Annotated in this window: 27 protein-coding genes and 2 pseudogenes; 12 read left to right on the forward strand and 17 right to left on the reverse strand. The window is 71.9% G+C overall.

Annotation, left to right across the window (positions count from 1 at the left end):
- The first annotated feature begins 237 nt into the window (after positions 1 to 237).
- Positions 238 to 2,031 carry a thiamine pyrophosphate-requiring protein gene (locus ACWD3C_RS15440; RefSeq protein WP_451144019.1) on the forward strand — a complete coding sequence of 598 codons (1,794 nt, stop codon included), beginning with the start codon at positions 238 to 240 and terminating at the stop codon, positions 2,029 to 2,031.
- Positions 2,032 to 2,155: 124 nt separating this feature from the next.
- Here the strand turns inward: ACWD3C_RS15440 and ACWD3C_RS15445 are convergent, their stop codons facing one another.
- Positions 2,156 to 2,287 (reverse strand): hypothetical protein, encoded by a 132-nt coding sequence (locus ACWD3C_RS15445; RefSeq protein WP_451144021.1) that lies wholly within the window; start codon positions 2,285 to 2,287, stop codon positions 2,156 to 2,158.
- Positions 2,288 to 2,426: 139 nt separating this feature from the next.
- Between ACWD3C_RS15445 and ACWD3C_RS15450 the strand changes: the two genes are divergently transcribed.
- The 5 genes and pseudogenes from ACWD3C_RS15450 to ACWD3C_RS15470 all read left to right on the forward strand — a co-directional run bounded on the left by ACWD3C_RS15450 (position 2,427) and on the right by ACWD3C_RS15470 (position 7,016).
- A complete protein-coding gene (locus ACWD3C_RS15450; protein WP_451144023.1) occupies positions 2,427 to 2,810 on the forward strand; it encodes a DUF2795 domain-containing protein in 384 nt (127 codons plus the stop codon).
- Positions 2,811 to 2,915: 105 nt separating this feature from the next.
- Positions 2,916 to 3,356, forward strand: coding sequence for a CBS domain-containing protein (locus ACWD3C_RS15455; protein ID WP_451144025.1), 441 nt, complete (start codon positions 2,916 to 2,918; stop codon positions 3,354 to 3,356).
- 230 nt (positions 3,357 to 3,586) lie between these two features.
- Complete coding sequence (locus ACWD3C_RS15460) at positions 3,587 to 4,282, forward strand: diguanylate cyclase (RefSeq protein WP_451144027.1); 696 nt, start codon at positions 3,587 to 3,589, stop codon at positions 4,280 to 4,282.
- A gap of 7 nt (positions 4,283 to 4,289) precedes the next feature.
- A pseudogene (locus ACWD3C_RS15465) lies at positions 4,290 to 4,863 on the forward strand (type 1 glutamine amidotransferase domain-containing protein).
- Positions 4,863 to 7,016, forward strand: a complete 2,154-nt coding sequence (locus ACWD3C_RS15470; RefSeq protein ID WP_451144029.1) for a catalase — start codon at positions 4,863 to 4,865, stop codon at positions 7,014 to 7,016. Before ACWD3C_RS15465 ends, ACWD3C_RS15470 begins: the two are co-directional and overlap by 1 nt.
- 45 nt (positions 7,017 to 7,061) lie before the next feature.
- Here the strand turns inward: ACWD3C_RS15470 and ACWD3C_RS15475 are convergent, their stop codons facing one another.
- Positions 7,062 to 7,670, reverse strand: a complete 609-nt coding sequence (locus ACWD3C_RS15475; RefSeq protein WP_451144031.1) for a TIGR03086 family metal-binding protein — start codon at positions 7,668 to 7,670, stop codon at positions 7,062 to 7,064.
- On the reverse strand, positions 7,667 to 7,930 hold the full coding sequence (locus ACWD3C_RS15480) for a DUF6158 family protein (RefSeq protein WP_451144033.1): 264 nt from the start codon (positions 7,928 to 7,930) through the stop codon (positions 7,667 to 7,669). The genes ACWD3C_RS15475 and ACWD3C_RS15480 overlap by 4 nt, the downstream gene beginning before the upstream one ends.
- 56 nt (positions 7,931 to 7,986) lie before the next feature.
- Between ACWD3C_RS15480 and ACWD3C_RS15485 the strand changes: the two genes are divergently transcribed.
- Positions 7,987 to 9,090: a baeRF2 domain-containing protein gene (locus ACWD3C_RS15485; protein ID WP_451144035.1), complete on the forward strand. Its 1,104-nt coding sequence runs from the start codon at positions 7,987 to 7,989 to the stop codon at positions 9,088 to 9,090.
- A 27-nt stretch (positions 9,091 to 9,117) separates the two neighbouring features.
- On the opposite strand, the gene ACWD3C_RS15490 is transcribed toward ACWD3C_RS15485, so the two are convergent.
- On the reverse strand, positions 9,118 to 10,737 hold the full coding sequence (locus ACWD3C_RS15490) for an ABC-F family ATP-binding cassette domain-containing protein (RefSeq protein ID WP_451144037.1): 1,620 nt from the start codon (positions 10,735 to 10,737) through the stop codon (positions 9,118 to 9,120).
- Positions 10,738 to 10,846: 109 nt separating this feature from the next.
- On the opposite strand from ACWD3C_RS15490, the gene ACWD3C_RS15495 reads away from it, so the two are divergent.
- The 3 genes from ACWD3C_RS15495 (at position 10,847) to ACWD3C_RS15505 (ending at position 13,452) form a co-directional block, all read left to right on the forward strand.
- Positions 10,847 to 12,331: a phosphatase PAP2 family protein gene (locus tag ACWD3C_RS15495; RefSeq protein WP_451144039.1), complete on the forward strand. Its 1,485-nt coding sequence runs from the start codon at positions 10,847 to 10,849 to the stop codon at positions 12,329 to 12,331.
- Positions 12,332 to 12,416: 85 nt separating this feature from the next.
- Complete coding sequence (locus ACWD3C_RS15500; RefSeq protein WP_451144041.1) at positions 12,417 to 13,238, forward strand: class I SAM-dependent methyltransferase; 822 nt, start codon at positions 12,417 to 12,419, stop codon at positions 13,236 to 13,238.
- 43 nt (positions 13,239 to 13,281) lie between these two features.
- The gene (locus ACWD3C_RS15505) at positions 13,282 to 13,452 is read left to right on the forward strand and encodes a hydrophobic protein (protein WP_451144043.1); all 171 of its coding nucleotides are present in this window, start codon (positions 13,282 to 13,284) and stop codon (positions 13,450 to 13,452) included.
- Positions 13,453 to 13,512: 60 nt separating this feature from the next.
- On the opposite strand, the gene ACWD3C_RS15510 is transcribed toward ACWD3C_RS15505, so the two are convergent.
- The 12 genes from ACWD3C_RS15510 to ACWD3C_RS15565 form a co-directional block, all read right to left on the reverse strand.
- Entirely contained in the window at positions 13,513 to 13,794 is a 282-nt protein-coding gene (locus tag ACWD3C_RS15510; RefSeq protein ID WP_451144045.1) for a gas vesicle protein K, read from the reverse strand.
- Entirely contained in the window at positions 13,791 to 13,982 is a 192-nt protein-coding gene (locus ACWD3C_RS15515; protein ID WP_451144047.1) for a gas vesicle protein, read from the reverse strand. Before ACWD3C_RS15515 ends, ACWD3C_RS15510 begins: the two co-directional genes overlap by 4 nt.
- On the reverse strand, positions 13,979 to 14,791 hold the full coding sequence (locus ACWD3C_RS15520; protein WP_451144049.1) for a GvpL/GvpF family gas vesicle protein: 813 nt from the start codon (positions 14,789 to 14,791) through the stop codon (positions 13,979 to 13,981). Before ACWD3C_RS15520 ends, ACWD3C_RS15515 begins: the two co-directional genes overlap by 4 nt.
- On the reverse strand, positions 14,788 to 15,123 hold the full coding sequence (locus ACWD3C_RS15525) for a gas vesicle protein (protein WP_451144051.1): 336 nt from the start codon (positions 15,121 to 15,123) through the stop codon (positions 14,788 to 14,790). Before ACWD3C_RS15525 ends, ACWD3C_RS15520 begins: the two co-directional genes overlap by 4 nt.
- Positions 15,120 to 15,401 carry a hypothetical protein gene (locus ACWD3C_RS15530; RefSeq protein WP_451144053.1) on the reverse strand — a complete coding sequence of 94 codons (282 nt, stop codon included), beginning with the start codon at positions 15,399 to 15,401 and terminating at the stop codon, positions 15,120 to 15,122. Before ACWD3C_RS15530 ends, ACWD3C_RS15525 begins: the two co-directional genes overlap by 4 nt.
- Before the next feature lie 350 nt (positions 15,402 to 15,751).
- Positions 15,752 to 16,009, reverse strand: a complete 258-nt coding sequence (locus tag ACWD3C_RS15535; RefSeq protein ID WP_451144055.1) for a gas vesicle protein GvpG — start codon at positions 16,007 to 16,009, stop codon at positions 15,752 to 15,754.
- 23 nt (positions 16,010 to 16,032) lie between these two features.
- Entirely contained in the window at positions 16,033 to 16,800 is a 768-nt protein-coding gene (locus ACWD3C_RS15540; protein WP_451144057.1) for a GvpL/GvpF family gas vesicle protein, read from the reverse strand.
- Positions 16,797 to 17,210 (reverse strand): gas vesicle protein GvpJ, encoded by a 414-nt coding sequence (gene gvpJ / locus ACWD3C_RS15545; protein WP_451144059.1) that lies wholly within the window; start codon positions 17,208 to 17,210, stop codon positions 16,797 to 16,799. Before gvpJ ends, ACWD3C_RS15540 begins: the two co-directional genes overlap by 4 nt.
- 57 nt (positions 17,211 to 17,267) lie before the next feature.
- The gene (locus ACWD3C_RS15550; RefSeq protein ID WP_451144061.1) at positions 17,268 to 17,585 is read right to left on the reverse strand and encodes a gas vesicle protein GvpO; all 318 of its coding nucleotides are present in this window, start codon (positions 17,583 to 17,585) and stop codon (positions 17,268 to 17,270) included.
- A gap of 58 nt (positions 17,586 to 17,643) precedes the next feature.
- Positions 17,644 to 18,564 carry a non-homologous end-joining DNA ligase gene (ligD, locus tag ACWD3C_RS15555; protein ID WP_451144063.1) on the reverse strand — a complete coding sequence of 307 codons (921 nt, stop codon included), beginning with the start codon at positions 18,562 to 18,564 and terminating at the stop codon, positions 17,644 to 17,646.
- A 55-nt stretch (positions 18,565 to 18,619) separates the two neighbouring features.
- Positions 18,620 to 20,467 (reverse strand): transketolase, encoded by a 1,848-nt coding sequence (locus tag ACWD3C_RS15560; protein ID WP_451144065.1) that lies wholly within the window; start codon positions 20,465 to 20,467, stop codon positions 18,620 to 18,622.
- A complete protein-coding gene (locus ACWD3C_RS15565) occupies positions 20,467 to 22,026 on the reverse strand; it encodes an FAD-dependent oxidoreductase (protein WP_451144066.1) in 1,560 nt (519 codons plus the stop codon). The genes ACWD3C_RS15560 and ACWD3C_RS15565 overlap by 1 nt, the downstream gene beginning before the upstream one ends.
- A 703-nt stretch (positions 22,027 to 22,729) precedes the next feature.
- Here ACWD3C_RS15565 and ACWD3C_RS15570 point away from each other — a divergent pair.
- Positions 22,730 to 23,698 carry an LLM class F420-dependent oxidoreductase gene (locus tag ACWD3C_RS15570; RefSeq protein WP_451144068.1) on the forward strand — a complete coding sequence of 323 codons (969 nt, stop codon included), beginning with the start codon at positions 22,730 to 22,732 and terminating at the stop codon, positions 23,696 to 23,698.
- A pseudogene (locus ACWD3C_RS15575) lies at positions 23,698 to 24,826 on the forward strand (enolase C-terminal domain-like protein). The gene ACWD3C_RS15570 and the pseudogene ACWD3C_RS15575 overlap by 1 nt, the downstream one beginning before the upstream one ends.
- A 94-nt stretch (positions 24,827 to 24,920) precedes the next feature.
- Here the strand turns inward: ACWD3C_RS15575 and ACWD3C_RS15580 are convergent.
- Entirely contained in the window at positions 24,921 to 25,964 is a 1,044-nt protein-coding gene (locus ACWD3C_RS15580) for an SDR family oxidoreductase (RefSeq protein ID WP_451144070.1), read from the reverse strand.
- Positions 25,965 to 25,970 lie beyond the last annotated feature (6 nt).

Genomic DNA, 25,970 nt, shown 5'->3' on the forward strand with positions numbered 1-25,970 from the left:
TGGTGGTGCTCTGGGGCGGACGGTCACCGTGGGAGCGCACCCGTGCTCGATCGGGCACACCCGTGGCGACGGTTCGCCGCTCCCACGGACGTGCCTCCTTGTCCGAAGCACTGTGATGCGCCTGCCCCGTGCCCCGCACGGCAAACACCGCCCATGTTTTCCGCGGGACGGCCTGGTGACTCGGTGAGTGCCCTTGTGGCATCCCGTCTCGTCCCCCTTCCTCCCGGAGGTCCCGCCATGAGCACCAAGGTCGCCGACCATGTCCTGCAGCGGCTGCGCGAGTGGGGTGTGGAGCATGTCTTCGGCTATCCGGGCGACGGCATCAACGGCCTGCTCGCCGCGTGGGGCCGGGCCGAGAACCAGCCCCGGTTCGTCCAGTCCCGGCACGAGGAGATGTCCGCGTTCCAGGCGGTCGGCTACGCCAAGTTCAGCGGCCGTCTCGGGGTGTGCGCGGCCACGTCCGGGCCCGGCGCGATCCACCTCCTCAACGGCCTGTACGACGCCAAGCTCGACCATGTGCCGGTGCTGGCGATCGTCGGCCAGACGGACCGCACCGCGATGGGCGGCTCATACCAGCAGGAGGTGGACCTGCACACCCTGTTCAAGGACGTCGCCTCGGACTTCGTGGAGACCGTAACGGTGCCCGAGCAGCTGCCGAACGTCCTGGACCGGGCGATCCGCACCGCGTACGCCCGCCGCTCCCCCACCGCGGTCATCATCCCCGGCGACGTGCAGGAGCTCGACTACTCCGCTCCCACCCACGAGTTCAAGATGGTCCCCTCCAGCCTGGACCGCAGCGCGTGGACCGCGATCCCCTCCCAGGAGTCCCTGGAGCGGGCGGCCGAGATCCTCAACTCCGGTGACAAGGTGGCCATCCTGGCCGGCCAGGGCGCGGCCGGTGCGCGCGCCGAGGTCGAGCGGATCGCCGAGCTGCTCGGCGCGGGCGTCGCCAAGGCGCTGCTCGGCAAGGACGTGCTCAGCGACGAACTCCCGTACGTCACCGGCGCGATCGGCCTGCTCGGCACCCGCCCCTCGTACGAGCTGATGCGGGACTGCGACACGCTGCTGACGATCGGGTCGTCCTTCCCGTACACGCAGTTCATGCCGGAGTTCGGCAAGGCGCGCGCCGTCCAGATCGACATCGACCCGCACATGGTGGGGATGCGCTACCCGTACGAGGTGAATCTCGTCGGCGACGCGAAGGCCGCGCTGGAGCGGCTGATCCCGATGATCGACGCGGACCGGGGCCGCGAGTGGTACGACACGGTGTGCGCGAACGTCGCCCGCTGGCGCGACGTGATGGAACGCCGTGCCGAATTGTCCGCCGACCCGATCAACCCGGAGTACGTGGCCCGCGTCCTCGACCCGCTGCTCCCCGGCAACGCCATCGTGTCGTCCGACTCGGGTTCGGCGGCCAACTGGTACGCACGGCACGTGACCATGCGCGAGGGGATGCGGGCGTCCCTGTCCGGCACCCTGGCGACGATGGGCTGCGGGGTGCCGTACGCGATCGGCGCGAAGTTCGCCCACCCGGACCGGCCCGCGATCGCGCTGGTCGGCGACGGGGCCATGCAGATGAACGGCCTCGCCGAGCTGATCACGGCGGCGAAGTACCGCGACCAGTGGGAGGACCCGCGGCTGGTCGTCGGCATCTGGAACAACCATGACCTCAACCAGGTGACCTGGGAGATGCGCGCGATGGAGGGCGCCCCGTCCTTCCTGCCCTCGCAGTCGATCCCGGACGTGCAGTACGCCGCCTTCGCCCGCTCCCTGGGCCTGACCGGCGTGCGCGTGGAGAAGCCCGAGGACGTCGAGGCCGGCTGGCGCGCGGGCCTGGAGGCCGACGGCCCGGCCGTCATCGAGTTCCTCACCGACCCGGCCGTCCCGCCGATCCCGCCCCACGCCACCTGGCAGCAGATGGAGGCCACGGCCGCGTCGATCCTGAAGGGCGACGCGGACCGGGGATCGATGGTGAAGCAGGGGTTCAAGGCGAAGGTGCAGGAGTTCCTGCCGGGGCGGGAGAAGAAGTAGCCGCCGGAACGAGGCAGGTGACGAGCCCCGGGGAAGCGTTTCTCCGGGGTCGTTGTCCGCCGGCCGCCGGTCTGCTCAGGCGCCGGTCCGCTCAGGGTTTTGTACGACGGCCCGTACCGCCTCCTCAGCGGCCCAGCACGGCCTCGTCGGACCGGTCGGTGGCCTGAGCGGGCGGTAGGAGCCGTTCCTCGTAGCGGCCCAGTGCCAGGAGTACGCCGATCATCAGGACCGGGATGATCACAGCGAGCACCGCCATGGCCTGTCCTTCCCCAGGGGTGTGCGCGGGGGGGCGTGATCCGGGTCTCCCGGCGTGAGCGGGACAATCCCGGTGAAGCCCGTGTCGGTTTCGTGTGTCCGGGTACGCGGTCGCCACCCCCGAAGACCTGGAGGGAGACATGCAACGAGGCAGCGACCGGCTGAGTGTTCACCGGGACGACGAGATGAAGCATGAACTGCAGGGGCTGCTGCGGTCCGGGCACCCCACTCGTACCGAGGAGTGGCACGACCCGGAGCCGACGGCCGAGGACGACCCGGAGGTCGCGGCCGGCCCGGTGACGCCGAGCCGTTCCCCCGCCAGGGTCGAGACGGTACGCCTGGAGCTGGCCCGGATCCTGGGCCGTACGGCCTTCCCCGCGGGCCCCGTGGAGCTGATGAGCGCCCTGCGCCGCAGCCACGCCCCCGACCGCCTCGTCACGCCCCTGGGGCGGCTGCCGAGGAAGGCGCGCTACGACTCGGTGCACCAGCTCGCCGAGGCGGTCGTACGCGGTGAGGAGCGGTGAGGAAGCGCCAGAACGCATAGGGCCACGGCTGGGGGGTACTGCGGGCGTGGTCACGCTGACGTACCCGCACCCCTTGGCCGGGGGAACGCAGGAAGGACCAGAGCCATGGCTGATTTCGTCAGGGAGGTCATGACGCCCGGCGTCGTCGCGGTCCGCCCCGATGCCTCGCTCGTCGAAGCTGCGCAGCTGATGCGGGCGCAGGACATCGGCGACGTGCTGGTGGCGACCGACAGGCAGGTCATCGGGGTCCTGACCGACCGCGACATCACCTTGCGCGCCGTCGCGGACGGCGCCGATCCGCTCACGGTCAGCGCCCAGGCTGTGTGTACGCCCGATCCGGTGGTGATCGGCCCGGACGACGCGGTGTCGGCCGCGGTCGAGCTGATGCGCGACCACGCGGCACGGCGGCTGCCGGTCGTCGAGGACGGGCACCCGGTCGGCATGGTGAGCCTCGGGGACCTCGCGGTGTCGCAGGACCCGGGTTCCGCACTGGCCGACATCAGCCGCGCCGAACCGGACAGCTGGCCGGGCACGGCTCCCGCGTGAGCGGAGGCGGCTCCATGACCGGGACCCACCAGGCTCCGGACCACGGCCGCGCCCCCCGTCCTGGAGGCCGACCACCGCCGCTTCGTCGCCCAACTCACCCGCGCCGACACCGAGGAGACCTGCGTGGGACGCCTTCTTCGGGCCGGTGGACACGGTTCCCGTCGAGGAGGCGGTGGGCCGGATCGCGGACACCGCGGACCGTTGCTGCGCACGCTGCGGGTGGTCGCCGTATGAGCCGCGACCTGGCCGCCGAGGTCCACGCGCCGAACCCGACCGTCGACGTCGGCGAGGTGACGACCCGCTGCCTCCTGTACGGCCTGCTGCCGTTCTGGTTCGTGCCGGGGCTCGCCGACTGGGTGACGCACCGGCGTACCCGCACCGAGGAGAACGCGGGAACGAAGGAGTCGCTCACCCTCCCCCAGCTCCCGCTGGGAGGTGCCCCCACCCTGATGATGACCGAGGTCGGCGTCCCCATCGCGCTGACCCTGCGCTACGAGATCAACCCCATGGTGCTGACGGTGCAGTTGGCCGGAGCGGCCGGGCACGAGGCGACCGCGCTGTGGGACGTACGGACCGCGGTGCACAGCGACCGCGAGGTCAAGCCGATCGAGCGGCACATCCACAGTTTCCTGGAGTCGCTGCCCTTCGCGGCGCTCGCCTCGCTGATGTGTCTGCACGCCGACCAGTTCAAGTCGCTGCTGAGCGGCGGGCGTTCGGCCCCGGACGCGTGGCGGTTCGTCCCGCGTCGGCGGCCGCCGTCCCGCGGCTGTCTCGCGGGCGTGGCCGCCGCGTTCGGCACCTGTGTCCTGCTGCCGTACGGCGAGGAGCTGCTGCGCTGCCGCCGTACGGCCAGGGCGGCGAAGACGCGCGCCAAAGCCACGTCGGCGAGTGACGAGGCCCGTTGGCGCGCCGGAACAGAACAGTGAGAGATCCATGCGTATCGCGTTTCTGACCGCACCCAAGGGCGTCGAGCAGATCGAGCTCACCGATCCCTGGCAGGCGGTGACCGACGCGGGCCACGAGCCCGTTCTGGTCGACCCGGCCGGGGCAGGTCCAGGCGTTCAACCACCTCGACAAGGGCGACACGTTCCCCGTGGAGGAGGTGGTCGGCGAGGTGCCGGCCGAGTCCTTCGACGGTCTCGTCCTGCCCGGCGGGGCGGCCAATCCGGACTTCCTTCGGATGGACGGGCGGGCCGTCGCCTTCGTACGGGACTTCTTCGACGAGGGCCGCCCGGTCGCCGCGATCTGCCACGCCCCGTGGACGCTCGTCGAGGCGGACGTCGTCCGCGGCCGGGTGCTCACCTCGTGGCCGAGTCTGCGCACCGACATCCGCAACGCGGGCGGCATGGGGGCGCCTCCCACGCCGTTAAGGCAGTGGGGGAGGGTCGACGAGCAGGTACGGGTCTGCGACCGCGGGCCCAACACCCTGATCACCAGCCGCAGGCCGGACGACCTGAAGGCGTTCTGCGAGGCGTTGCTGACCGAGTTCTCCAAGGGAGCCACCTGATGACGTTCGACAAGAGCAGGGAGAGGGAGCGGACCCGGGAGCAGGCGACGCCGGCCCCGGCGGACCGCAAGCAGCAGCAGCGCGAGACGTTCCACGCCGACGATCCGGCTTCCGGTGCGCTCACCACCGACCAGGGCGTGGAGATCGACCACACCGACGACTCGCTCACCGTGGGCGAGCGCGGACCCACCCTGATGGAGGACTTCCACTTCCGCGAGAAGCTCACCCACTTCGACCACGAGCGGATTCCCGAGCGGGTGGTGCACGCGCGGGGCGCGGGTGCGTACGGGTACTTCGAACCGTACGAGTCCTGCGCGGAGTTCACGCGCGCGGCCTTCCTCCAGGACCCGTCGGTGCGGACCCCGGTCTTCGTGCGCTTCTCCACGGTGCAGGGGCCGCGCGGCTCGGCGGACACGGTGCGGGACGTGCGGGGCTTCGCGACCAAGTTCTACACGTCTGAGGGGAACTACGACCTCGTCGGCAACAACATGCCCGTCTTCTTCATCCAGGACGGCATCAAGTTCCCCGACTTCGTACACGCGTTGAAGCCCGAGCCGCACAACGAGATTCCGACCGGCGCGTCCGCGCACGACACCCTGTGGGACTTCGTGTCGCTGCAGCCCGAGACGATGCACATGATGATGTGGCTGATGTCGGACCGGGCGATCCCGCGCAGCTTCCGCATGATGCAGGGCTTCGGCGTGCACACCTTCCGGTTCGTGAACGCCGAGGGGCGCGGCACGTTCGTGAAGTTCCACTGGAAGCCGAAGCTGGGCGCGCACTCGCTGGTGTGGGACGAGGCCCAGGAGTGCCAGGGCCGTGACCCCGACTTCAACCGGCGGGACCTGTGGGACGCGATCGAGGCGGGCGAGTACCCGGAGTACGAGCTCGGCGTCCAACTCGTGCCGGAGGAGGACGAGTTCGCGTTCGACTTCGACCTGCTGGACGCGACGAAGATCATCCCGGAGGAGCAGGTGCCGGTGCGCCCGATCGGCCGCATGGTCCTCGACCGCAACCCGGAGAACTTCTTCGCGGAGACGGAGCAGGTGGCCTTCCATACGGCGAACGTCGTGCCGGGGATCGACTTCACCAACGACCCGCTGCTCCAGGCCCGCAACTTCTCCTACCTGGACACGCAACTGATCCGGCTCGGCGGCCCCAACTTCTCCCAGCTGCCGGTGAACCGCCCGGTCGCGCCGGTACGCACCAACCAACGCGACGGATACCACCAGAGCGCGATCCACTCCGGCACGAACTACTTCCCGAACTCCCTCGGCGGCGGCTGCCCGGCGCACGCGGGTGTCGACGGGCACGCGTTCACGCACTACGCCGAGCGGGTCGACGGCGCCAAGATCCGGCGGCGCAGCGCCAGTTTCCAGGATCACTACAGCCAGGCCGCGATGTTCTGGAACAGCATGGCGCCCTGGGAGAGGCAGCACATCGTGGAGGCCTTCCGGTTCGAGCTGGGCAAGGTCGGCGCGCTGTCGGTGCGGTCCCGTACGGTCGAGCAACTCTCCAAGGTGAACCCGGAGTTGGCGGCATCGGTGGCGGCGGGCATCGGGGTGCCGGAGCCGACGGACGCTGAGGCCGGGGCGTACAAGCTGTCCTCGCCCGCGCTGAGCCTGGAGTCCCTGCCGGGGGACGGCTCGATCCGTACCCGGCGGATCGCGGTCCTGGTCGCCGACGGGGTGGACGCCGAGCAGGTCACCTCCGCGCGTGAGGCGCTGGCGGCGGAGGGTGCCGTCGTGGAGGCTCTCGCGGCGCGGGACGGGACGGTGCGGGGCTCCGACGGCGAGCGGCACGCCGTGGACCGGGCGCTGCCGACGGTGGCCTCCGTCCTGTACGACGCGGTGCTTCTGCCCGGCGGGCCCACCGGCACTCCGTCGCCGGTGGGGGATCCGGATGCGGTGCGTTTCGTCCGTGACGCCTACCGGCACGGGAAGCCGGTGGGGGCGCTGGGCTCGGGCGTGGGCATCCTGTCGGCGCTGTCGGCCGACGGGTTGCGGTTGTCGTCCGAGTTCCATCGCGTCGTGGCCGACCAGGGCGTCGTGACCGATACGGCGCCGGGGGTGGCCGGCGACGAGTTCCTCCGCGCCTTCGTCGACGCCCTCGCATCCCACCGCCACTGGAACCGGCCCCCGGCCCACGGCTGACGGGCCGCTCCTCAACGCGAGGACAGGTGGAGCCGGACGGGACGGCTACGGTCGTCGGCCCAGTAGGCACAGGAGCTTGGTCTGTACGTCCGCGCCGGGCGGCGGCTCCACCGGTGCCGCGAACAACCCGCTCTTCTCCAGATCAGCGGCGTAGGGAGTGACCTCGCGGACGGCGAACTTGACCAGGTCGTCCGGAAGCCGCTCGGGCGCGCCGATCGCGCGGGACAGATCCCAGGTGTGGACGACGAGGTCGGCGATCATCTGCGCGCAGTAGGCGACTGCCGGGGCGTCGCCGTACGACAGGTGAACCGTACGATCGAGCGCCCCCGGCGCGGCGAACGCGGCGCGGGAGCACCGCGCCGCCGTGTCCCACGAGGCCGCCGGGTCGGGCCCGAGCAGATCACCGTCGAACGCCTCACCGACCTCCTCGATCATGGCGCCGTCCCGGACCAGCGGGGGCACCCACAGCTGCTCGGAGACGAGGTGGTTCACCAGGTCACGCACCGTCCATTCGGCACAGGGCGTACCCACCTCCCACTGGTCGTCGCCGACCGCGTGCACACGTTCACCGAACAGATCGAGGGCCTCGCCGTGCCGGATGAGCAGCGGGTTCGTATCGACCCCAGGGCGCGTAGAGCGCGTAGAACGAGTCATGGCGCCGCCGACCCCCGCTCCCGTGCCCCCTCACGCGTACGCCCCGCGGCGATCGGTCGGCGGGGATTACGGCGCAGATACTCGCCCTCCAGAGCCGCCATGCGTTCGTTGTGGGTGCGCAGCGCGTCGTTCGAACCATGGAGCAGCGTGTCGTGACGCGTGCGGTGGATCGTCTCCAGCTCTTTCATGAGCTGCTGGTCGTCCAGCTGGGCCGGGTCGACTCCGGTCATGGTGGTACCCCGCTCGTCGTGTTCCTCCATGAGGTCCGGGTACCCGCCCGTCAAGCGTTACCCCGAGCGGCATCCGGGAGGGAGCCATGGATCTCGCATTCCTCCATCCACTGTACGAACATCCGGGTCCATGGGCCTCCGTGTACGTCGACACTTCCTCGCACACGGAGTCCACACCCCATAAGCGCTCCCTGGTGGCCACGGCCGTCACCCGCGAGCTCCACACACAGGGAGCCGACGAACCGACGTGCCGGGCCGTGCACCGGGCCGTGGACGACCTGCGCCACTCCCCCGAGCCGAACGGCCGGGCCCTGTTCGCGCGGGACGGACGGGTGGTCCTGGACCCGCCGCTCACCTCTCCGCCCCCGGCGACGGCCGCCCACTGGGCACCCCTGCCCCGTACGACCCCGCTGCTGGAGCTGGCCGGGGAGGACCCGGTGTGCGTGGTGGCGTACGTCGACCGGCGCGGCGCGGCCTTCGAGCTGCGCGGGGCCCTGGGCACCGAGGACGCCGGGGCGGTGGCCGGGCGGCAGTGGCCCGTGCACCGGACGAGCAGCGTCGACTGGTCGGAGCGGCACTTCCAGCTCCGGGTGGAGAACACCTGGGAGCACAACGCCGCGGAGATCGCGGACGCGCTCGCCGTCTGTCAGGAGGAGACTCGCGCCGACCTGCTGATTCTCGTCGGCGACGACCGTGAGCGGCACGCGGTGCGGGAGCGGTTGCCGCAGCGGCTGCACGACCGCGTGGTCGAGGCCCCGCACGGTGCGGGCAGCCGGCTGCTGGACGAGGACGTGGAGCGCGCCCGCGCCGAGCACGTACGCCGGAGGGCCGAGGAGGAACTGAAGCGGTTCCTGGCCGCGCGGGCTCCGGACGCCGAGGGGCGCCCGGGTGCGGTGGAGGACGTGGCCGCGCTGGTGGAGGCGGCGCGGGAGCACCGCATCGACGAGCTCCTCGTCCGCCCGGCCGGGCCCGACGCCCATCGCGCGGTCTGGATCGGCGAGGAGCCCGACCAGCTCGCCCTACGCCGTACGGAGCTGAAGACGCTGGGTGAGCAGCACTCGTGGGCCGCTCGTGCCGACGACGCTCTGCTGCGGTCCGCGGTGGCCACCGGTGCCCCCGCGATCTCGGTGACCGTGGCGACACCGGAGGTGCCGGTGGGAGGCCTGGGCGCTCTCCTCCGCTGGAAATGAGCCCGGGGGCCAGGAGCCGCCGGACTGTTACCTGGCCCGTTCCACCCGCCGCTCGTCCCACACCGGCTCCGCCGTCTCCCGCACGCGGCCGTCGGAGCCGAAGACGAGGTACCGGTCGAAGGAGCGGGCGAACCAGCGGTCGTGGGTGACCGCGAGGACCGTGCCCTCGAAGGCCTCCAGCCCCTCCTGGAGGGCTTCCGCGGACTCCAGGTCGAGGTTGTCCGTCGGCTCGTCGAGGAGCAGCGCGGTGACCCCCTCCAGCTCCAGGAGGAGGATCTGGAAGCGGGCCTGCTGTCCGCCGGAGAGCCGTTCGAAGCACTGCTCGGCCTGGTGCGTCAGCTCGTAGCGGCGCAGCCGGGACATGGCGGCGCCCCGGTCCTGGGCGTGCTCCTTCCACAGGATGTCGAGCAGCGTGCGCCCCTCCAGTTCGGGGTGGGCGTGCGTCTGCGCGAAGTGACCCGGCACGACCCGGGCGCCGAGCTTCCACTCCCCCGTGTGCGCCACCTCGTCCCCGGCGAGCAGGCGCAGGAAGTGTGACTTGCCGGAGCCGTTGGAGCCGAGGACCGCGACGCGTTCGCCGTAGAAGACCTCCAGGTCGAAGGGTTTCATCAGGCCGGTGAGTTCAAGTCCCTTGCAGGTGACGGCTCTTACGCCCGTACGACCGCCCTTCAACCGCATGGTGATGTCCTGCTCCCGCGGCGGCTCCGGCGGCGGCCCGACCTCCTCGAACTTGCGCAGCCGGGTCTGGGCGGCACGGTAGCGGGAGGCCATGTCGGGGCTGTTCTCCGCCGCTTGACGGAGCGTCAGCACGAGCTTCTTCAGCTGGGCGTGCTTCTCGTCCCAGCGGCGCCGCAGTTCCTCGAAGCGGGCGAACCGCTGTTGCCGGGCCTCGTGGAACGTCGCGAACCCACCACCGTGCACCCACGCGTCCGCGCCCGCCGGACCGGGCTCCACACTCACGATCTTCTCGGCGGTACGGGCCAGCAGCTCCCGGTCGTGCGAGACGAACAGGACCGTCTTGCGGGTCTCCTTGAGCCGCTCCTCCAGCCACCGCTTGCCAGGCACGTCGAGGTAGTTGTCGGGCTCGTCGAGCAGCAGCACCTGGTCGGTGCCCCGCAGCAGGGCCTCCAGCACAAGCCGCTTCTGCTCACCACCGGACAGCGTCCGCACCTGCCGCCACTGCGCCTTCTCGTACGGCACCCCGAGCGCGGCCGTGGTGCAGATGTCCCACAGCGTCTCGGCCTCGTACCCGCGGGCCTCGGCCCAGTCGGCGAGGGCCTGGGCGTACTGGAGCTGGGCGGCCTCGTCGTCCACGGTCATGATCGCGTGCTCGGCGGTGTCGACGGCCCGGGCCGCCTCGCGGATCCGCGGCGGCGCCACGGACACGAGCAGCTCCCGTACGGTCGTCTCGTCGCGCACGGACCCCACGAACTGCCGCATCACGCCGAGCCCGCCGCCGACGGTGACGGAGCCCCCGTGCGGCTTCAGCTCCCCGGAGATCAGCCGCAGCAGGGTTGTCTTCCCGGCGCCGTTGGGGCCCACGAGGGCCACCACGGCCCCTTCCCCCACCCGGAAGGAGACGTCGCCGAGGAGCGTCCTCCCGTCGGGGAGGCAGTACTCCAGGTGCGCGGCTTCGAGGTGTCCCATGCGGCGCATTGTCCGGGCGGGCGGGACGGGCGGGCAAACCGATTTCCGCCGCCGGTCCTCCACGGGGCGACTTGACACGGAACAGTCACCTCGGGGTACCCGTTGCCTCATGATCCCAGATGTCGACCTCACCGTCCGCCCTCCGGGCCACCACGTCCTCCGGGACCGTTTCCTCGCCTCCGACTTCAGTCTGTTCGAGGCGGTGGCGGCGCGGCACTGGCCGGGCGGCGACGCCGTGCTGCCCCGGCTGAGCCGTGCCGCGAACCACGGTGTGCTGTGGTTCGCCACGGCGGCGGCGATCGCGGCGACGAGGAGCCCCAGGGCGCGGCGGGCCGCCGCCCGGGGCGTCGCCTCGCTGGCTCTCGCCTCGGCCACCATCAACACGCTCGGCAAGCGCTCCGTACGCCGCCCCCGCCCGGTCCTCGACAACGTCCCGGTGATGCGCCGGCTGAAGCGGCAGCCGATCACCACGTCGTTCCCGTCGGGCCACTCCGCCTCGGCCGCCGCCTTCGCGACGGGCGTCGCCCTGGAGTCCCGCGGCTGGGGCGCGGCGGTCGCGCCGGTGGCCGCCGCGGTGGCCCTGTCCCGCGTGTACACGGGCGTCCACTTCCCGAGCGACGTCCTGGTCGGCGCGGCCCTGGGCGCGGGCGCCGCCTACGCCGTACACGGCCTCGTCCCCACCCGCGACCAGCTGCCGCCGCCGAGGCGCCCCCGTGCCGACGCGCCCGCGCTGCCGGACGGCGAGGGCCTGGTCGTCGTGGCCGACACGGCCTCCGGCGCCGCCGACCGCGTACGCGCCCTCCAGGAGTCCCTCCCCCGCGCCGAGACCGTGGAGTGCGCGCCGGGCGACGTCAGAGCCGAGCTGGAGAAGGCGGCCACGTACGCCCGTGTCCTCGGCGTGTGCGGCGGCGACGGCACGGTGAACGCGGCGGCCGAGGCCGCCCTGCGCCACGGCCTGCCGCTCGCCGTCCTGCCCGGGGGCACGATGAACCACTTCGCGTACGACCTGGGCGTGGAGGACGTGCACGGCCTCTGCCGCGCGCTGAGCCGCGGCGATGCCGTCCGGGTGGATGTGGGGCACTTCGCGTCGGGCGACCTGGAGGGCTATTTCCTCAACACGTGCAGCCTGGGCGTCTATCCGGAGCTGGTGCGCGAACGCGAGCGCTGGTCGCGGCTGATCGGTGTCTGGCCGGCCGGTGTGCTGGGCGCGCTGCGGGTTCTGCGTTCGGAACATCACCCGCTTCAGGCCCGCTTCCAGGACCGTTCCCGCCCGCTGTGGCTGCTGTTCGCCGGCAACGGCACGTACCACCGCTACGGTCTCGCCCCGGGCCGCCGTTTCGACCTCGCGGACGGGCTCCTCGACGTCCGTGTGGTGCACGGAGGCCGCCGCCCCGGCGTCCGCCTGCTGGCCGCGGCCCTCGCCGGCCCACTGACCCGCTCCCCCGCGCACGCGGCGGTCCGGGTACGGCAGCTCCGCGTGGAGGGCGTCGCGCCGGGGACGCTCCTCGCGTACGACGGTGAAGTCACCCAGGCGGAAGGCGAACTGACGCTCCGCAAGCTCCCCGAGGTGCTGACCGTCTACCGGCCGCGCTGACCACATATTGATACCAGGGTCTCAATATCCGACATGAGCGCGTACGGTTCCGAGCGCCGACCCGCACAGCGGAAGGGGAACAGTCATGTCGGAGACCCGGGACACCGCCGTCTACACGCACGGGCACCACGAGTCCGTACTGCGCTCGCACACCTGGCGGACGGCCGCCAACTCGGCGGCCTACCTCCTCGGTTCGCTCGAACCTCACATGAGGATCCTGGACATCGGCTGCGGTCCCGGCACCATCACCGCGGACCTGGCCGAGCTGGTCCCGGACGGTCGGGTCACCGGCGTGGACAGCGCACCGGGCGTCCTGGAGCAGGCACGGGCCACGGCCGCCGGGCGGGGCCTGAAGAACGTCGAGTTCGCGGTCGCGGACGTGCACACGCTGGACTACCCGGACGACACCTTCTGCGTGGTCCACGCCCACCAGGTGCTCCAGCACGTGAGCGATCCGGTACGGGCGCTGCGCGAGATGCGCCGGGTGACCAGGCCGGGCGGCTTCGTCGCCGTGCGCGACGCCGACTACGCGGCGATGACGTGGTTCCCGCTGTCGCCGGGCCTGGACGCGTGGCTCGACCTGTACCGGCGGGTGGCCCGTGCCAACGGGGGCGAGCCGGACGCGGGGCGGCGGCTGCGGTCCTGGGCACTGCGGGCCGGGCTCACGGACATCACGGCCACATCGGCCACCTGGACCTTCGCCACGGCCGAGGAGCGGGCGTGGTGGAGCGGGCTGTGGGCGGACCGCACCCTCGCCTCCGCGTACGCCGAGCGGGCCACGGAGGGCGGTCACGCGAGCGCCCGGGAGCTGCGGGCCGCCTCCGAGGCGTGGCGGGAGTGGGGAGAGCGGGAGGACGGATGGTTCTCCGTACTGCACGGCGAAATTCTCTGCCGTAAGACCGTCTGATCCGCCGCAATCGGGAAACTCGCCAGGCAGGAGGTTCGTTGTCATGGTTCCCATCCTGCTGGTACTGCTTCTGGTGCTGATCCTTTTCGGTCTCGGCTTCGCCGCGGAAGCGCTGTGGTGGATCGCAGTGGCCGTGCTTGTGGTGTGGCTGCTGGGATTCCTGATGCGCGGGACGACCGCCGCCGGAACCAGGGGACGCTGGTACCGCTGGTAGTCGGCGGTACCGCTGGCAGCCGGCCGATTTCCGGAAGGGCCGATTTCCAGAACGGTGGAATCAATCCCTGGGAAGCAGTGGTCCGAGCGGCCCGAGGTCCAGATTCAGGTCCTCGGGCCGCAGGCCGTAGCGTTCGCGCAGTTCTGTCATGCGGTCGTCGAGCAGCATGAGCGTGAGCCCGATGCGCTCCTCCTGTTCCTCCGTCAGCTCGCCCGTGTCGAAGCGGCGCACTGCCTGGCGTTCCATGAGCTGGCGGAGCAGCTCGACGACGGTCAGGACGAGTTTCACAAGATCGCGCTCTACGGTGTCGGGCTCCAGATCGAGCCGGTTCCGGCCGGTCACCGTACCAACTCCTCCCAGGGTGAGGGGACTTGTGCGTTCACCGAGCTGATGAGCGCGTTCAGGTCGATGCGGACGAGGTCGACGTCCGCGATGCGCAGGGTGAGGTCGCCGGTGATGACGACCCCGCCGGCGAGCAGCCGGTCGAGCAGGTCGACGAGGGCGACCTCTCGGCGTTCGACGACGGTCACGAGGCCTCCCCGCCGAAATCGTCCGCGCCGGCGTCGGTGCCGGACGCGTCACTGAAGGAGTAGGCCGCCCACGGCCCGGTGAGCTCCACGCGCAACCCCGGTTCGTCGTTCTTCGTCCGGTCCACGAGTTCCACGAATTCCTCGGAATCCGCGCGCGGCACCAAATAGGCCGCGTTGAGTACATTGCGCCCCGAGGCGCCGGAGAGCGCGGAATTCTGGGGCGCGTGCAAACGGGCGTCCTCCGCGCATTCGGAGAGCTTTCCGTGCAAGCGGCGCGCGAACTTCTCGGCGCTCTCCCACAATTCCGCATGCGCCCGCTGCAGCATGCGCCGCTGCCGCAGATAGTCCCGCCCGGACGCCGCTCTTCCCGGTGGCCGGGAGGCCTCTGAATTATCCGCGCTCCCGGAGTCCTCCGTTTCCGCATACACCTTGACGCCCCATTCCACCCGGCCCTCCAGCCGGTCGAGCGTGCGCCGGAAGCTCTCCTCGCGGGCCTCCATCATGGTGCGTACGCCGCTGTCGTCCCGGAAGACGGTGGCGAGCCGCAGCGGCAGCGGGGTCGTGACGGTGGTGAGCGCGTCGATCACGCCCTGATGGGCGCGGGCGGTGGCGGTGAGCCAGGCCAGGTCCTCCAGATGCTCCCGCAGCGGCTCCTCGGCGAAGTCGGCCTCCGGGACCGTGCTGACGACCGCGACCAGGCCGTGGTGGGTCAGTTGCTTCGGCGGCACTCCCGCGACCCCGGTCAGCTCGGCCTGGAGGGCCGCGCCGAAGGGGCGGCAGACGGCGTACACGTACCGCAGTCCGGTCATGACGGCTCCTCCCGGGGGCGGCCGCGCTCCAGTTCGGACAACTCGGCGACCTGGGCGCGGAGTTCCGCGTTCTCACGGGCGAGTTCGTCGCGGCGGGCGCGGGAGGAGAGGGCCGGGTCGGTCTCCCACCAGTCGATGCCCATCTCCTTCGCCCGCTCCACCGAGGCGACGACGAGGCGCAGTTTGACGGTGAGCAGTTCGATGTCGAGCAGGTTGATGCGGATGTCGCCCGCGATCACGATGCCCTTGTCGAGGACGCGTTCGAGGATGTCGGCGAGGTTGGCGCTGCCGTTCTGGCCGTACGGGTCGGGGAGGCGGCTGGACGTCGTCATGGCGTGCTCCTGATCTCGACACGGCGGGCGTCGCCGGGTCCGCCGTGGAGAGTGACGGACCGGACGAAGTCCGCCGGCTCCCGGCGGCGGCCCCTGCGGCGCGGGGCGCCCCGGAGGGCGGACGCCCGCGGCTCTTTGTGGCGGGCAGTCCATTGGCCGTACGCGGTCCGCGGCGACACCCCGACGTCGGCGTACTCGATGACGGTGAGGGGCCGGCCGGGGCCGTCGGCGGGGTGTTCCCGCGCCCGCGCGGCCGAGATCTCGACGCCGGCCCGCACGGGGGACCGGCCCGCGACGAGCTTGCGTCCGGTGTCCAGCGCGAGCTGCGCGAGGCCGAGGGCCGCGGCCCTCGGCCTCCAGGCGGACGGTGGCCTCGCCCAGCCCGCGCGGCCCGACCGCGATCAGCAGCCGCTGAGCCCGCACCTCCGGATACGCGCGGAACTCGACCCGCGGCCGCTCCGACGCGGGCCGCAGGACGTGACTCGTCATCACGACCGCCGCCTCCCTCCGCGCCCTCGGCCTCCCCGATGCCCCGGGCTTCCCAGGCATCCCCGGCTTCCCCGAACTCGTCGCCCTCCTCCGGCAGTTCGCCCTCGATCACAGGCGAGACCCAGTCGCGTACGGCTGTTCAAGGCGATGTCCCCGGCCCCGCGCTCCTCCCGAAGGCGATCTCCAGGCGGTCCAGGAGCGCGTCCTCCAGGCGATCGAACTCCTCCTCATCGATCTCGCCCGCTTCGAGCCGCTGTTCGAGAAGGGCGAGTTCGGCCCGGACGGCCGCCGGGTCGTAGTACTGGCGCTCGGCCTCGGCGAGCACCTGTCTCACCGCCCACAGGCTGCCGCGCACCGGAGCGAACGGCAGTAGCAGCACCTCGCCGATGAGTCCCATACGGTCTCCTCAGTGGCCTCGGATCAGCGCCCGGTCTCCCCGGTGCGCGATGTCTCCGCGGGCTCGGACGGTCCGGGCTCCACGAAGCTGTACGGCGGCAGCGGCCCGTTGACGCGCACTTCGAGGTGCGGATGGCCGGTGCGGACCTCCTGGACGGCGGCGAGGAAGGCCTCGGCCGACGTGCGGGCCACGAGGAACGAGACGTTGGCGAGCCAGCCGGTGGACTCGGGGCCCACACTGACCGCCTCCGCGACGGGCTCCAGCGTGTGCTGCAACTCGACCGCGTCCGCGGCCTCCTGGTTCTGCAGCGCGGCCACGACCATCTCACCGAGGCGCAACCGCTGCTCGTAACTGCCGCCGCCCTCCTGCCGGTTGGCCTCGGTGACGGCGCGGATCTCGGGGTTCTCGGCCATCACGTGGTGCAGTACGGCCTCTTCGTTGTGGCTGGCCTTGATGTTGTACTCGACCTTGCCCTCCAGTGCCTTCAGGCGCTCCCTGTAGTGCTCGGCGCGCTCGGCGAGCACCGAGGTGACGGCCTTGTCGTCGGCGGCGAGGCTGCCGAACCGCATGGGCAGCACGGCGCCTCCCGCGCCCGCCTCGGCGAGCACGTTCTGGTGGGCGAGCAGGTGGTTGCGCTTGGGCCGCAGCCCTTCCGGGGCGTCGCTGACGATCGCCGCCAGGTCACCCTCTTCGAGCACGCGCACGGGACGCGCCGGGTCGCCGACGCCGCCCATGCCCTCGGGCAGCGGCGGGTGTGAGGCCGCGACGACGCCGTAGACGTACGTGGTCATTCCCGCTCCTCCTTCCTGCGTGCGGCCGTGGACGCGCGTGCGCCGGACCGGGGCTCTGCCCGGCCCTCCTCACGGGCCTGCTCCAAGGCGCCGGCGACGGTCCTGACGGCCTCGGTCACCGCGCCGTCGGACCGGTCGCGCCCATCGGGTCCGGTGATCTCTCCGGCGAAGTCGGCGAGTCCCACGGTCTGGCGCGGCCTGCCCTCCAGGTCGAGCCGGTTGCAGGCCTCGGCGAAGCGAAGGTATGTGTCGACGCTGGCGACAACGACTCTGATGTCGACCCGCAGAATCTCGATGCCGATGACGGAGACCCGCACGAACACGTCGATGACCAGGCCCCGGTCGAGGATGAGTTCCAGAATGTCGTACAGGCCGCTGCTGCCGCCGCTCTGCTGTGGGACAACGGTCATGTCGAACGAGCCTCCTGGCCTGCTGGTCGTATATGGGTCGGCGTGGAAAAGGGGTGTTCAGCGGCCTGTGGGTCTTGGGCCGTCGGTCCGCCCTCGTACGTAGCGGCGAACGCGGCGGTAGCCGGTGAGTTCGCCCCGTTGGTCGATGTGCACCTGGTAACCCGCGAGCAGGCTCATCGTGTCGGGGACCCGGGCGAGTTCCAGGACCTCGATCTCCAGCGTCCAGCCGTCCTCGGTGCGTTCGAAGGACGACACGGACTCGGCGTGCATGCCGGTGAGCTCCGAGAACTGGGCCCGTGCGTGACGCAGCGCGTCCGCCGGGCTCTGCGGCCCGTCCGCCGCGCCGGTGTGATCCTTCTTCGGTTCGCTCGTCATAACACCTCGAACTGCGGGTGACCGAACAGGAGTTGGCGAAACCTGCGGGGGTCGGTTCTCAGCCACGCAACGCGTCGAGCCGCCGCCGGGCCGGGCCGAGGGCGCGGCCCTTGCCCATGAGCCCCCACCAGGGTTTGGTGCGGGCCTGGTCGACGGCGTTGTCGATGTTCCAGCGGCGGGCGTCGAGGCCGGGTTCGTCGAGCTGGTTCCAGGAGATCGGAGTGGCGACGGGTGCGCCGGGTTTGGGACGGACGGTGAAGGGCACGACGGCGGTCTGGGCGTAGGCGTTGCGCTGCACGTCCAGGTAGAGCCGGTCGCCGCGGTCCTTCTTGCGGACGGCCGTGGTGAGGTGGCCGGGGTGCGATGCGGCGGTCAACTCGACGACGTTCTTGGCGAATTCACGGACCTCGTCGAAGTCGTGGTGCCCGCCCAGCGGCACCACGACATGCAGTCCGCGCGACCCTGTGGTCATCAGCGCGGACGGCAGCTCCACCGAGTCGAGGAGCTCCCCCAGCCACCGGGCGGCCTCCCGCACCTGCCCGAAGTCGTGGTCCGGCGGGTCGAGGTCGAACACCATCCGGTCGGGCCGGTCGATGCTGTCGGCCCGGGAGAGCCAGCGGTGCAGGGTGATGCAGGCCTGGTCGGCGAGGTAGACGAGGGTGGCGGCGTCGTCGCACACGGGGTGGAGGACCGTGCCGCCCTCCTTGGGCACCTCGACCCGTTCGATCCACTCCGGGTAGTGGTCGGGGGTGTTCTTCTGCATGAACCGCTCGCCGTCGATGCCGTCCGGGTGCCGTTCCAGCATCAGGGGGCGCCCGCGCAGGTGCGGCAGCATGAAGGCGGCGACGGCCCGGTAGTACGCGACGAGGTCGCCCTTGGTGTACTCCTTGCCGTCCTCGTCGCCCGGGAAGAGCACCTTGTCCTCCCGGTGGATCTCCACGGTGCGGCGGCCGACCCGCATCGTGCGCGCGCTGGCCATGTCTCAACTCCCTTGATAGCCGGGTGTGTTCAGCTCCCTTGATCGCTGGGCGCGTTCAGCGCACGACGGCATGTTCCACCAGCAGCCGGCCCGCCGCCGCGATCGACTCGGCGTCGATGCCCGCCGCGTGCAGTTGCTCGGCCGGGGAGGCCGAGCCCGGCATCGTACGGACGGCGAGGCGCACCAGGCGGGGCACGGGACGCCCGTCGAGGAAGGCGTCGAGGACCGCGTCGCCGAGGCCGCCCTCCTCGTGGTGGTCCTCGACGGTCAGCAGGCAGCCGGTGCGTTCGGCCGCCTCGCGCAGGGTGCGGCGGTCGACGGGCTTGACCGAGTACAGGTCGATCACCCGGACCCGGATGCCCTCGCGGTCGAGCGCGTCGGCCGCCGAGAGCGCCTCGTGGACGGTGACCCCGGCCGCGACGAGCGTGAGCCGGTCATGGTCCGAGGCCCGCAGCACCTTGCTGCCGCCGACCGGGAACTCCTCGGTCGGGCTGTAGATGACGGGCGTGCCGCCCCGGGACGTACGCAGATAGCGGATGCCCTCACAGCCCGCCATCGCGGCGACGAGCTTGGCCGTCTGGTTGGCGTCGCACGGGTACAGCACGGTCGAGCCGTACACCGCGCGCATCATCGCCAGGTCCTCCAGCCCCATCTGCGAGGGCCCGTCCTGCCCGATGGCGACGCCCGCGTGCGAGCCGACGAGGTTGATCCCGGCGCCGCTGACCGAGGCCATGCGTACGAAGTCGTGGGCGCGGGTGAGGAAGGCCGCGAACGTGGAGGCGTACGGCAGCCAGCCACGCGCCGCGAGTCCGATCGCGGCGGCGACCATCTGCTGTTCGGCGATGTAGCACTCGAAGTAGCGGTCGGGGTGTTCCTTGGCGAAGAACTCGGCGCGCGTGGAGTCGCTGACCTCGCCGTCGAGGGCGACGAGGTCACCGCGTCCGGTGCCGAGCGCGGCGAGCGCCTGGCCGTACGCGTCGCGGGTGGCGATCTTCTCGCCGTGCTCGTAGCGCGGGAGTTCGAGGTGCCCGGCCCGTACGGCGTGCAGCATCCGTGCCGCGGGCGGCGGCTGGACCTCCACCCGGGCGCCACGGTCGCCGCCGAGTTCCGCGATCGCCTCGTCGGCGTCCTTCAGCGGCTTGCCGTGCAGGCCCTCACGGTCCTGGGCGGCCTCGACGCCCCTTCCCTTGAAGGTGCGCGCGAGGACCGCGGTGGGCTGCCCGGCGGTGGACACGGCCTCGCCGTACGCCCGGTCGACGGCGTCCACGTCGTGGCCGTCGATCTGGACGGTGTGCCAGCCGAAGGCCTGGAACCGGCGGGCGTACGCGTCCAGGTCGTGCCCGTGCCGGGTGGGCCCGCGCTGGCCGAGCCGGTTGACGTCGACGATCGCGGTGAGGTTGTCGAGGTCCTCGTACGCGGCGTGCTCGGCCGCCTCCCACACGGAGCCCTCGGCCAGCTCGCTGTCGCCGCACAGCACCCACACCCGGTAGCCGGTCCGGTCGAGCCGCTTGCCGGCCAGCGCGATACCGACGCCGACGGGCAGCCCCTGGCCGAGCGAACCGGTGGCCGTCTCGACCCACGGCAGCCGCCGGGGCGTCGGGTGGCCTTCGAGGCGGCTGCCTGCCTTGCGGAAGGTCAGCAGCTCGGTGTCGTTGATCGCCCCGGCCGCCTTGTACGCGGCGTACAGCAGCGGTGAGGCATGGCCCTTGGAAAGGACGAAGCGGTCGTTGCCGGGGTGCTGGGGCCGGTCGAAGTCGTAGCGGAAGTGGCGGGCCAGCAGCACGGCCATCAGCTCGGCCGCCGACATGGACGAGGTGGGGTGGCCGGAGCCCGCGGCGGTGGCCGCGCGGACGCTGTCGACGCGCAACTGCTGGGCGAGTTCGGTGAGTTGACGCGTGTGCATCAGTCAGTCTCCTTCCGGGATCCGGCACTCCGACCGGGCGTCCGAGGAGCTCCGGGCACAGCCGCCGGTCCCGGCTTCAACGACTCCTCCTGCGGCCGCGCCGCCCCCTGCCGCTCCGGTCCGTCAGCCCGCCGCGGCTTCTCCCGCTCTCCGGGCACGGCCGCCGACCCCGCCTTCTCCGACGCCTCCTGCGGCCGCGGCACCTCGGGCCGCTCCGGCCGCGCCGGCCTCGCGGCGCGCTCCGTCCTGTCCTGCGCACCCGGCACCCGCGCCAGCTCCGGCGAGGCCGTGTCCAGCGGCACCGACCAGGACCGTACAAGGCCCAACTGGACGGCCTGGCGCGGCAGTACGGCGTCCAGCAGCCAGTCGGCGGCCACCCGGACGCGGTTGCCGGGCATCGCGGCGAGGTGGTAGCCGCGCGTGACCGCTCCCGCGATCGGCCCGGACAGCGATACGCCCATGGGGTTGGCCGCGGCCTTCACCCCACCGAGGTCGACGGCGAAGCCCCTGTCGCGGTGGCGGTAGGGGCGGGGCTCGCCGATACCGAGGGAGGCGGCGACGTTGTGCCCCGCGGTCTTGCCGTGCCGCCAGGCGTGCTGGGCGGTCATCGGCGTGTACTGCCCCGGCTTCTCCAGATCCGGTACGGCGGCCGCGTCGCCGCAGGCGAACACCTCGGGGCGGCCGGGCACTTGGAGCGTGGGCTCGACGAGCAGCCGGCCGAGTTCCATCGGCAGCCCGAGGGACTCGGCGAGCGGATCGGGCCGTACGCCCACGCACCACACCAGGGTGCGGGTCTCGACGAACTCGCCGTCGGTCAGCAGGACTCCGGTGGGCGTCGCCTCCTTCACGGAAGTCCCCATCCGCACGTCGACGCCCCGCCCCCGCAGCACACTGTCGGCCGTACGGGACAGCTTCTCGTCCAGCTCGGGCAGGACGCGCTCGGCGATGTCGAGTAGCAGCCAACGGGGCCGTATGCCCTCCCGCAGCGGGCGCTTGCGCACCTGTGCGTCGGTGAACAGCTGCCCGTGCGCGGCGACTTCGGTCCCGGTGTAGCCGGCGCCGACGACAACGAAGGTGCACCGTGCCGCGCAGCCCTTGGGGTCGTCCGCGGCCGCCGCCAGCTCCACCTGCCGGGTCACGTGGTCCCGCAGGTACAGCGCCTCCGGCAGCCCTCGGAAGCCGTGCGCGTGCTCGGCGACGCCGGGGATGGGCAGCAGCTTGTTGACGCTGCCGGCGGCCAGCACGAGCCGGTCGTAGCCGAGCGTGCCGCTGTCGCCCTCGGGGTCCGTGTAGTGGACGCCGCGCCCGTCCAGGTCGATGCCGTCGGCCTCGCCGAGCACGAGGCGTACGTGGGGCAGGGTGCCGGAGAGCGAGACGGTGACACGGCGTGGTTCCAGGATTCCGGCGGCGACCTGGGGCAGCAGGGGCAAATACAGGAAGTAGTCGGTCGGGTTGAGCAGGGTGATGTCGGCCTTGTTCCGGGTCAGCCGCGACAGGGTGCGGGCGGTCTGGTACCCGGCGAAGCCGGCACCGACGATCACGATGCGGGGTCGACTCACGGTTCGCCTCCGGCGGGGTCGCGTACGGAGTCTTTCGGTCCCGTGGCGGCGGCATCCGAAGGCCGCACGCCACGAACACACGGACCTTCCGCGTCCCCCTGGCCAAGGCCCCCAAACGTCCACGGTGTCCCGGGCGCCGCCTCGGTTCCCACCGGGCGTCCGACCGGCCGTGGCCTCGGCTCCCGCCCGACGTCCGACCCACCACAGCCTCGGCTCCCGCCCGACGTCCAGCCCACCACAGCCTCGGCTCCCGCCCGACGTCCAGCCCACCACAGCCTCGGCTCCCGCCCGACGTCCGACCCACCACAGCCTCGGCTCCCGCCCGACGTCCGACCCACCACAGCCTCGGCTCCCGCCCGACGTCCAGCCGACCGTGCCGTGGGCGTCCACCAGGCGTGCGGCCGTGCGCGTCCACGCGCCTTCGCCAGGCGTCGGCTGGGGCTCGCGTCCGCGCGTTTCCGCCAGGCATCGACCGGACGCGACACGTCCGTCCGGTTCAGCCGAACGCCCGACCGGACACGTATACACAGGTCCCCACGAAACGCCGACCGAACGCCTCCCCGCGCTTCCCCCAAGCATCCACCGGTCACGCCCGTCGTCCAATTCCCCCGAGCGCCCGACCGGGCGCACCCATGGGTTTCCGCCGAAGGCGCCGGGTACTCGGACGGCGACCCGACCCGACCCCGTCGCGGAGGTACTCCACATGCCCGAGTACGGCTGCTTCCTGTCGACCGAGGAGTTCCGTCCGGCGGAGCTGATCGAACAGGCGAGGATGGCTGAGCAGGCCGGATTCCAGTCCCTGTGGATCTCGGACCACTACCACCCGTGGAACGACGCGCAGGGCGAGAGCCCGTTCGTGTGGTCGGTGATCGGCGCGCTCTCCGAGGCGGTGTCGCTGCCGATCGAGACGGCGGTGACCTGTCCGACGGTGCGGATCCACCCGGCGGTGGTGGCGCAGGCCGCGGCGACCAGCGCGGTGATGACGGACGGCCGGTTCCGTCTCGGCGTCGGCTCGGGCGAGGCGCTCAACGAGCACGTCCTCGGCGACCGCTGGCCGCCCACGCACGTCCGCCTGGAGATGCTGGAGGAGGCCATCCAGGTGATGCGCAACCTCTTCACCGGCGACGAGGTCAACCACCACGGCACCCACTACACCGTCGAGAACGCCCGCCTCTACACGGTCCCCGACGAGCCCGTCCCCATCGACGTCTCCGGCTTCGGCCCCCAGGCCACCGCCCTCGCGGCCCGCGTCGGCGACGGCTACATCACGATGATGCCCGAGGAGCCGATGGTGGAGCAGTTCCGCAAGGGCGGCGGAGGCACCAAGCTGGTCTGCGGCGGGACCAAGGTGTGCTACGGCCCCGACCGCGACGAGGCCGTGCGCACGGTGCGCCGCCTGTGGTCGAACCAGCTCCTCCCCGGCGAGATGGGACAGGTCCTGCCCACGCCACGGCACTTCGAGCAGCTGGAGCCGCTGATCACCGAGAAGATGGTCGGCGAGAACTCGGTGTGCGGCGACGACGCCGACGAACACGTGGCCGCGCTCACCGCATTCGCCGAGGCGGGCTTCGACCGGGTGTACGTCAACCAGATCGGCCCCGAACAGCGCGGCTTCTTCGACTTCTACCGTACGAAGGTGCTGCCTCAGCTCCAGCAGCGGGCCGGCGTCTGATGGGTCTCCAAGTCCAGCAGCCGGTGGTGTCCGTGTACACGGTCCCGACCGACGCGCCCGAGGCGGACGGCACGCTGGCCTGGGACACCACGACCGTCGTCATCGCCGAGGTCATGGCGGGCGGCGTGACGGGCACGGGCTGGACGTACGGACCGGCGGCGGCCGGCGATCTCCTGGTCGAACACCTCGCCCCGGTCGTCACCGGCCTTGACGCCTTCGACATCCCCGCGGCGCACGACGCGATGTGCCGCGCGGTCCGCAACGCCGGCCGTCCCGGTATCGCCTCCTGCGCGGTCTCGGCGCTCGACACCGCCCTGTGGGACCTCAAGGCCCGCCTCCTCGAACTCCCCCTGGCCCGCCTGCTGGGCATGGCCCGCGACACGGTTCCCGTCTACGGCAGCGGCGGCTTCACCACGTACCACGACACTCATCTCGCCGCCCAGCTCAACGGCTGGGTGCACGGCCAGGACATCCCCGCGTCAAGATCAAGATCGGCGAGGGCTGGGGCCGGGCGGTGCCCCGCGATCTGTCCCGCGTCCGCTCCGCCCGCCAGGTCATCGGTCCGCAGGCCGAGTTGTACGTGGATGCCAACGGCGCGTACACCCGCAAGCAGGCGATCCGCGTCGCCCGGGCCCTGGCCGATCACGGGGTCGGCTGGTTCGAGGAACCGGTGTCCTCGGACGACCTGCGGGGCCTGCGCCTGATCCGGGACACCTCGGTCTGTGACATCGCGGCCGGCGAGTACGGCTACGACCTGCCCTACTTCGCCCGCATGATCGACGCCGGCGCCGTCGACTGCCTCCAGGTCGACGCCTCCCGCTGCGGCGGCCCCACCGAGTTCCTGCGCGCCGCCGCGCTCGCCCAGGCCCACGGCCTGGAGGTCTCGGCCCTCCCCCACTGCCTTAACGGCGTGGGGGTACCCCCAGCGCCCCGCACGTCCACGCCCCCGTGGCCGCCGCCGTCCCCAACCTCCGCCACATCGAGTGGTTCCACGACCACGTCCGCGTCGAGTCCCTCTTCTTCGACGGCGCCCTCGACCCGACAGGCGGTGTCGTACGGCCCGTCAACGGAGTCGGCCACGGGCTGACTCTCAGGGCGGAGGAGGTCGAGGAGTACCGAGTGGCCTGAGAACCTCAGGGCCTCAGCCTCAACTACACCTGCTCAACTGCACCTGTCAGCGTGTCAGCGTGTCAGCGTGTCAGCGTGTCAGCGTGTCAGCGTGTCAGCGGAACCAACCACGCCGACGCAACCCCCGCACCCCCGCGGCCAGCGCGACCCCCACCCCGCCGGCCACCAGCCCCACCCCCATACGCCCCCGATTCCGCGAGGCCCACTCCTGTGAACTCCCCGGCAGCGCCTCGGAGTCGAACCGTCCGTGAGCCCCGAAGTCACGCCCATGGGGCCCGTCGGCCGGACTCCACAGGTTCCCCTGGCCGTCCTGGTCCCCGTCGTCCCGCTGGGAGTCGTAGCCGGTCCGGGCGAGGTACCGGTCGAGCAGTCCGGGCGCGACGGCGTTCGCGAGCAGCGTGGCCGCCGTGGACCCGCCGACCCAGTACTCCCGCCGCCGCGCGTGTCCGGCCGCGTGCACGATGGCGCGTGCCGCCACCTCCGGCTGGTAGACGGGCGCGACGGGCCGTGCCCGTCCCGGCATACGGCTCAGCACCCAGTCGAACTGAGGGGTGTTGAGGGCGGGCAACTGCACCATGGTCGTACGGACCCGGGAGCCGTCGTGCAGCAGTTCGCAGCGCAGCGACTCGTTGAAGCCCTGGATCGCGTGCTTGGCCCCGCAGTACGCCGACTGGAGCGGAATCCCCCGGTACGCGAGGGCCGAGCCGACCTGCACGATCGTGCCGTGGTCGCGCGGCAGCATGTGCCGCAGTGCGGCCCGGGTGCCGAACACACAGCCCAGGTAGGTCACTTCGGTGACCCGGCGGAACTCGTCGGGGGTGATGTCGGCGAACGGCGCGTAGATTCCGGCGAAGGCGTTGTTGACCCAGACGTCGATGCGGCCGAACGCGTCGGCGACCTGCTGGGCGGCGTCCTCGACCCCCTTGGGGTCGGCCATGTCGACAGTGACGACGAGCGCCTCACCGCCGGCCTGCTGCACCTCGTCCGCAGCCGCGGCGAGGCCCTCGCGCCCCCGGGCCAGAAGGGCGACCCGGTCGCCACGGGCGGCGAAGGCCCGGGCCGTGGCCCGGCCCACGCCGCCGCTGGCCCCGGTGACCACGACGGCCCTGCGGCGGTGCGTTCCCAGGTGTGCTCCCAAGGGTCC

Source organism: Streptomyces sp. NPDC002845, from assembly GCF_053591955.1.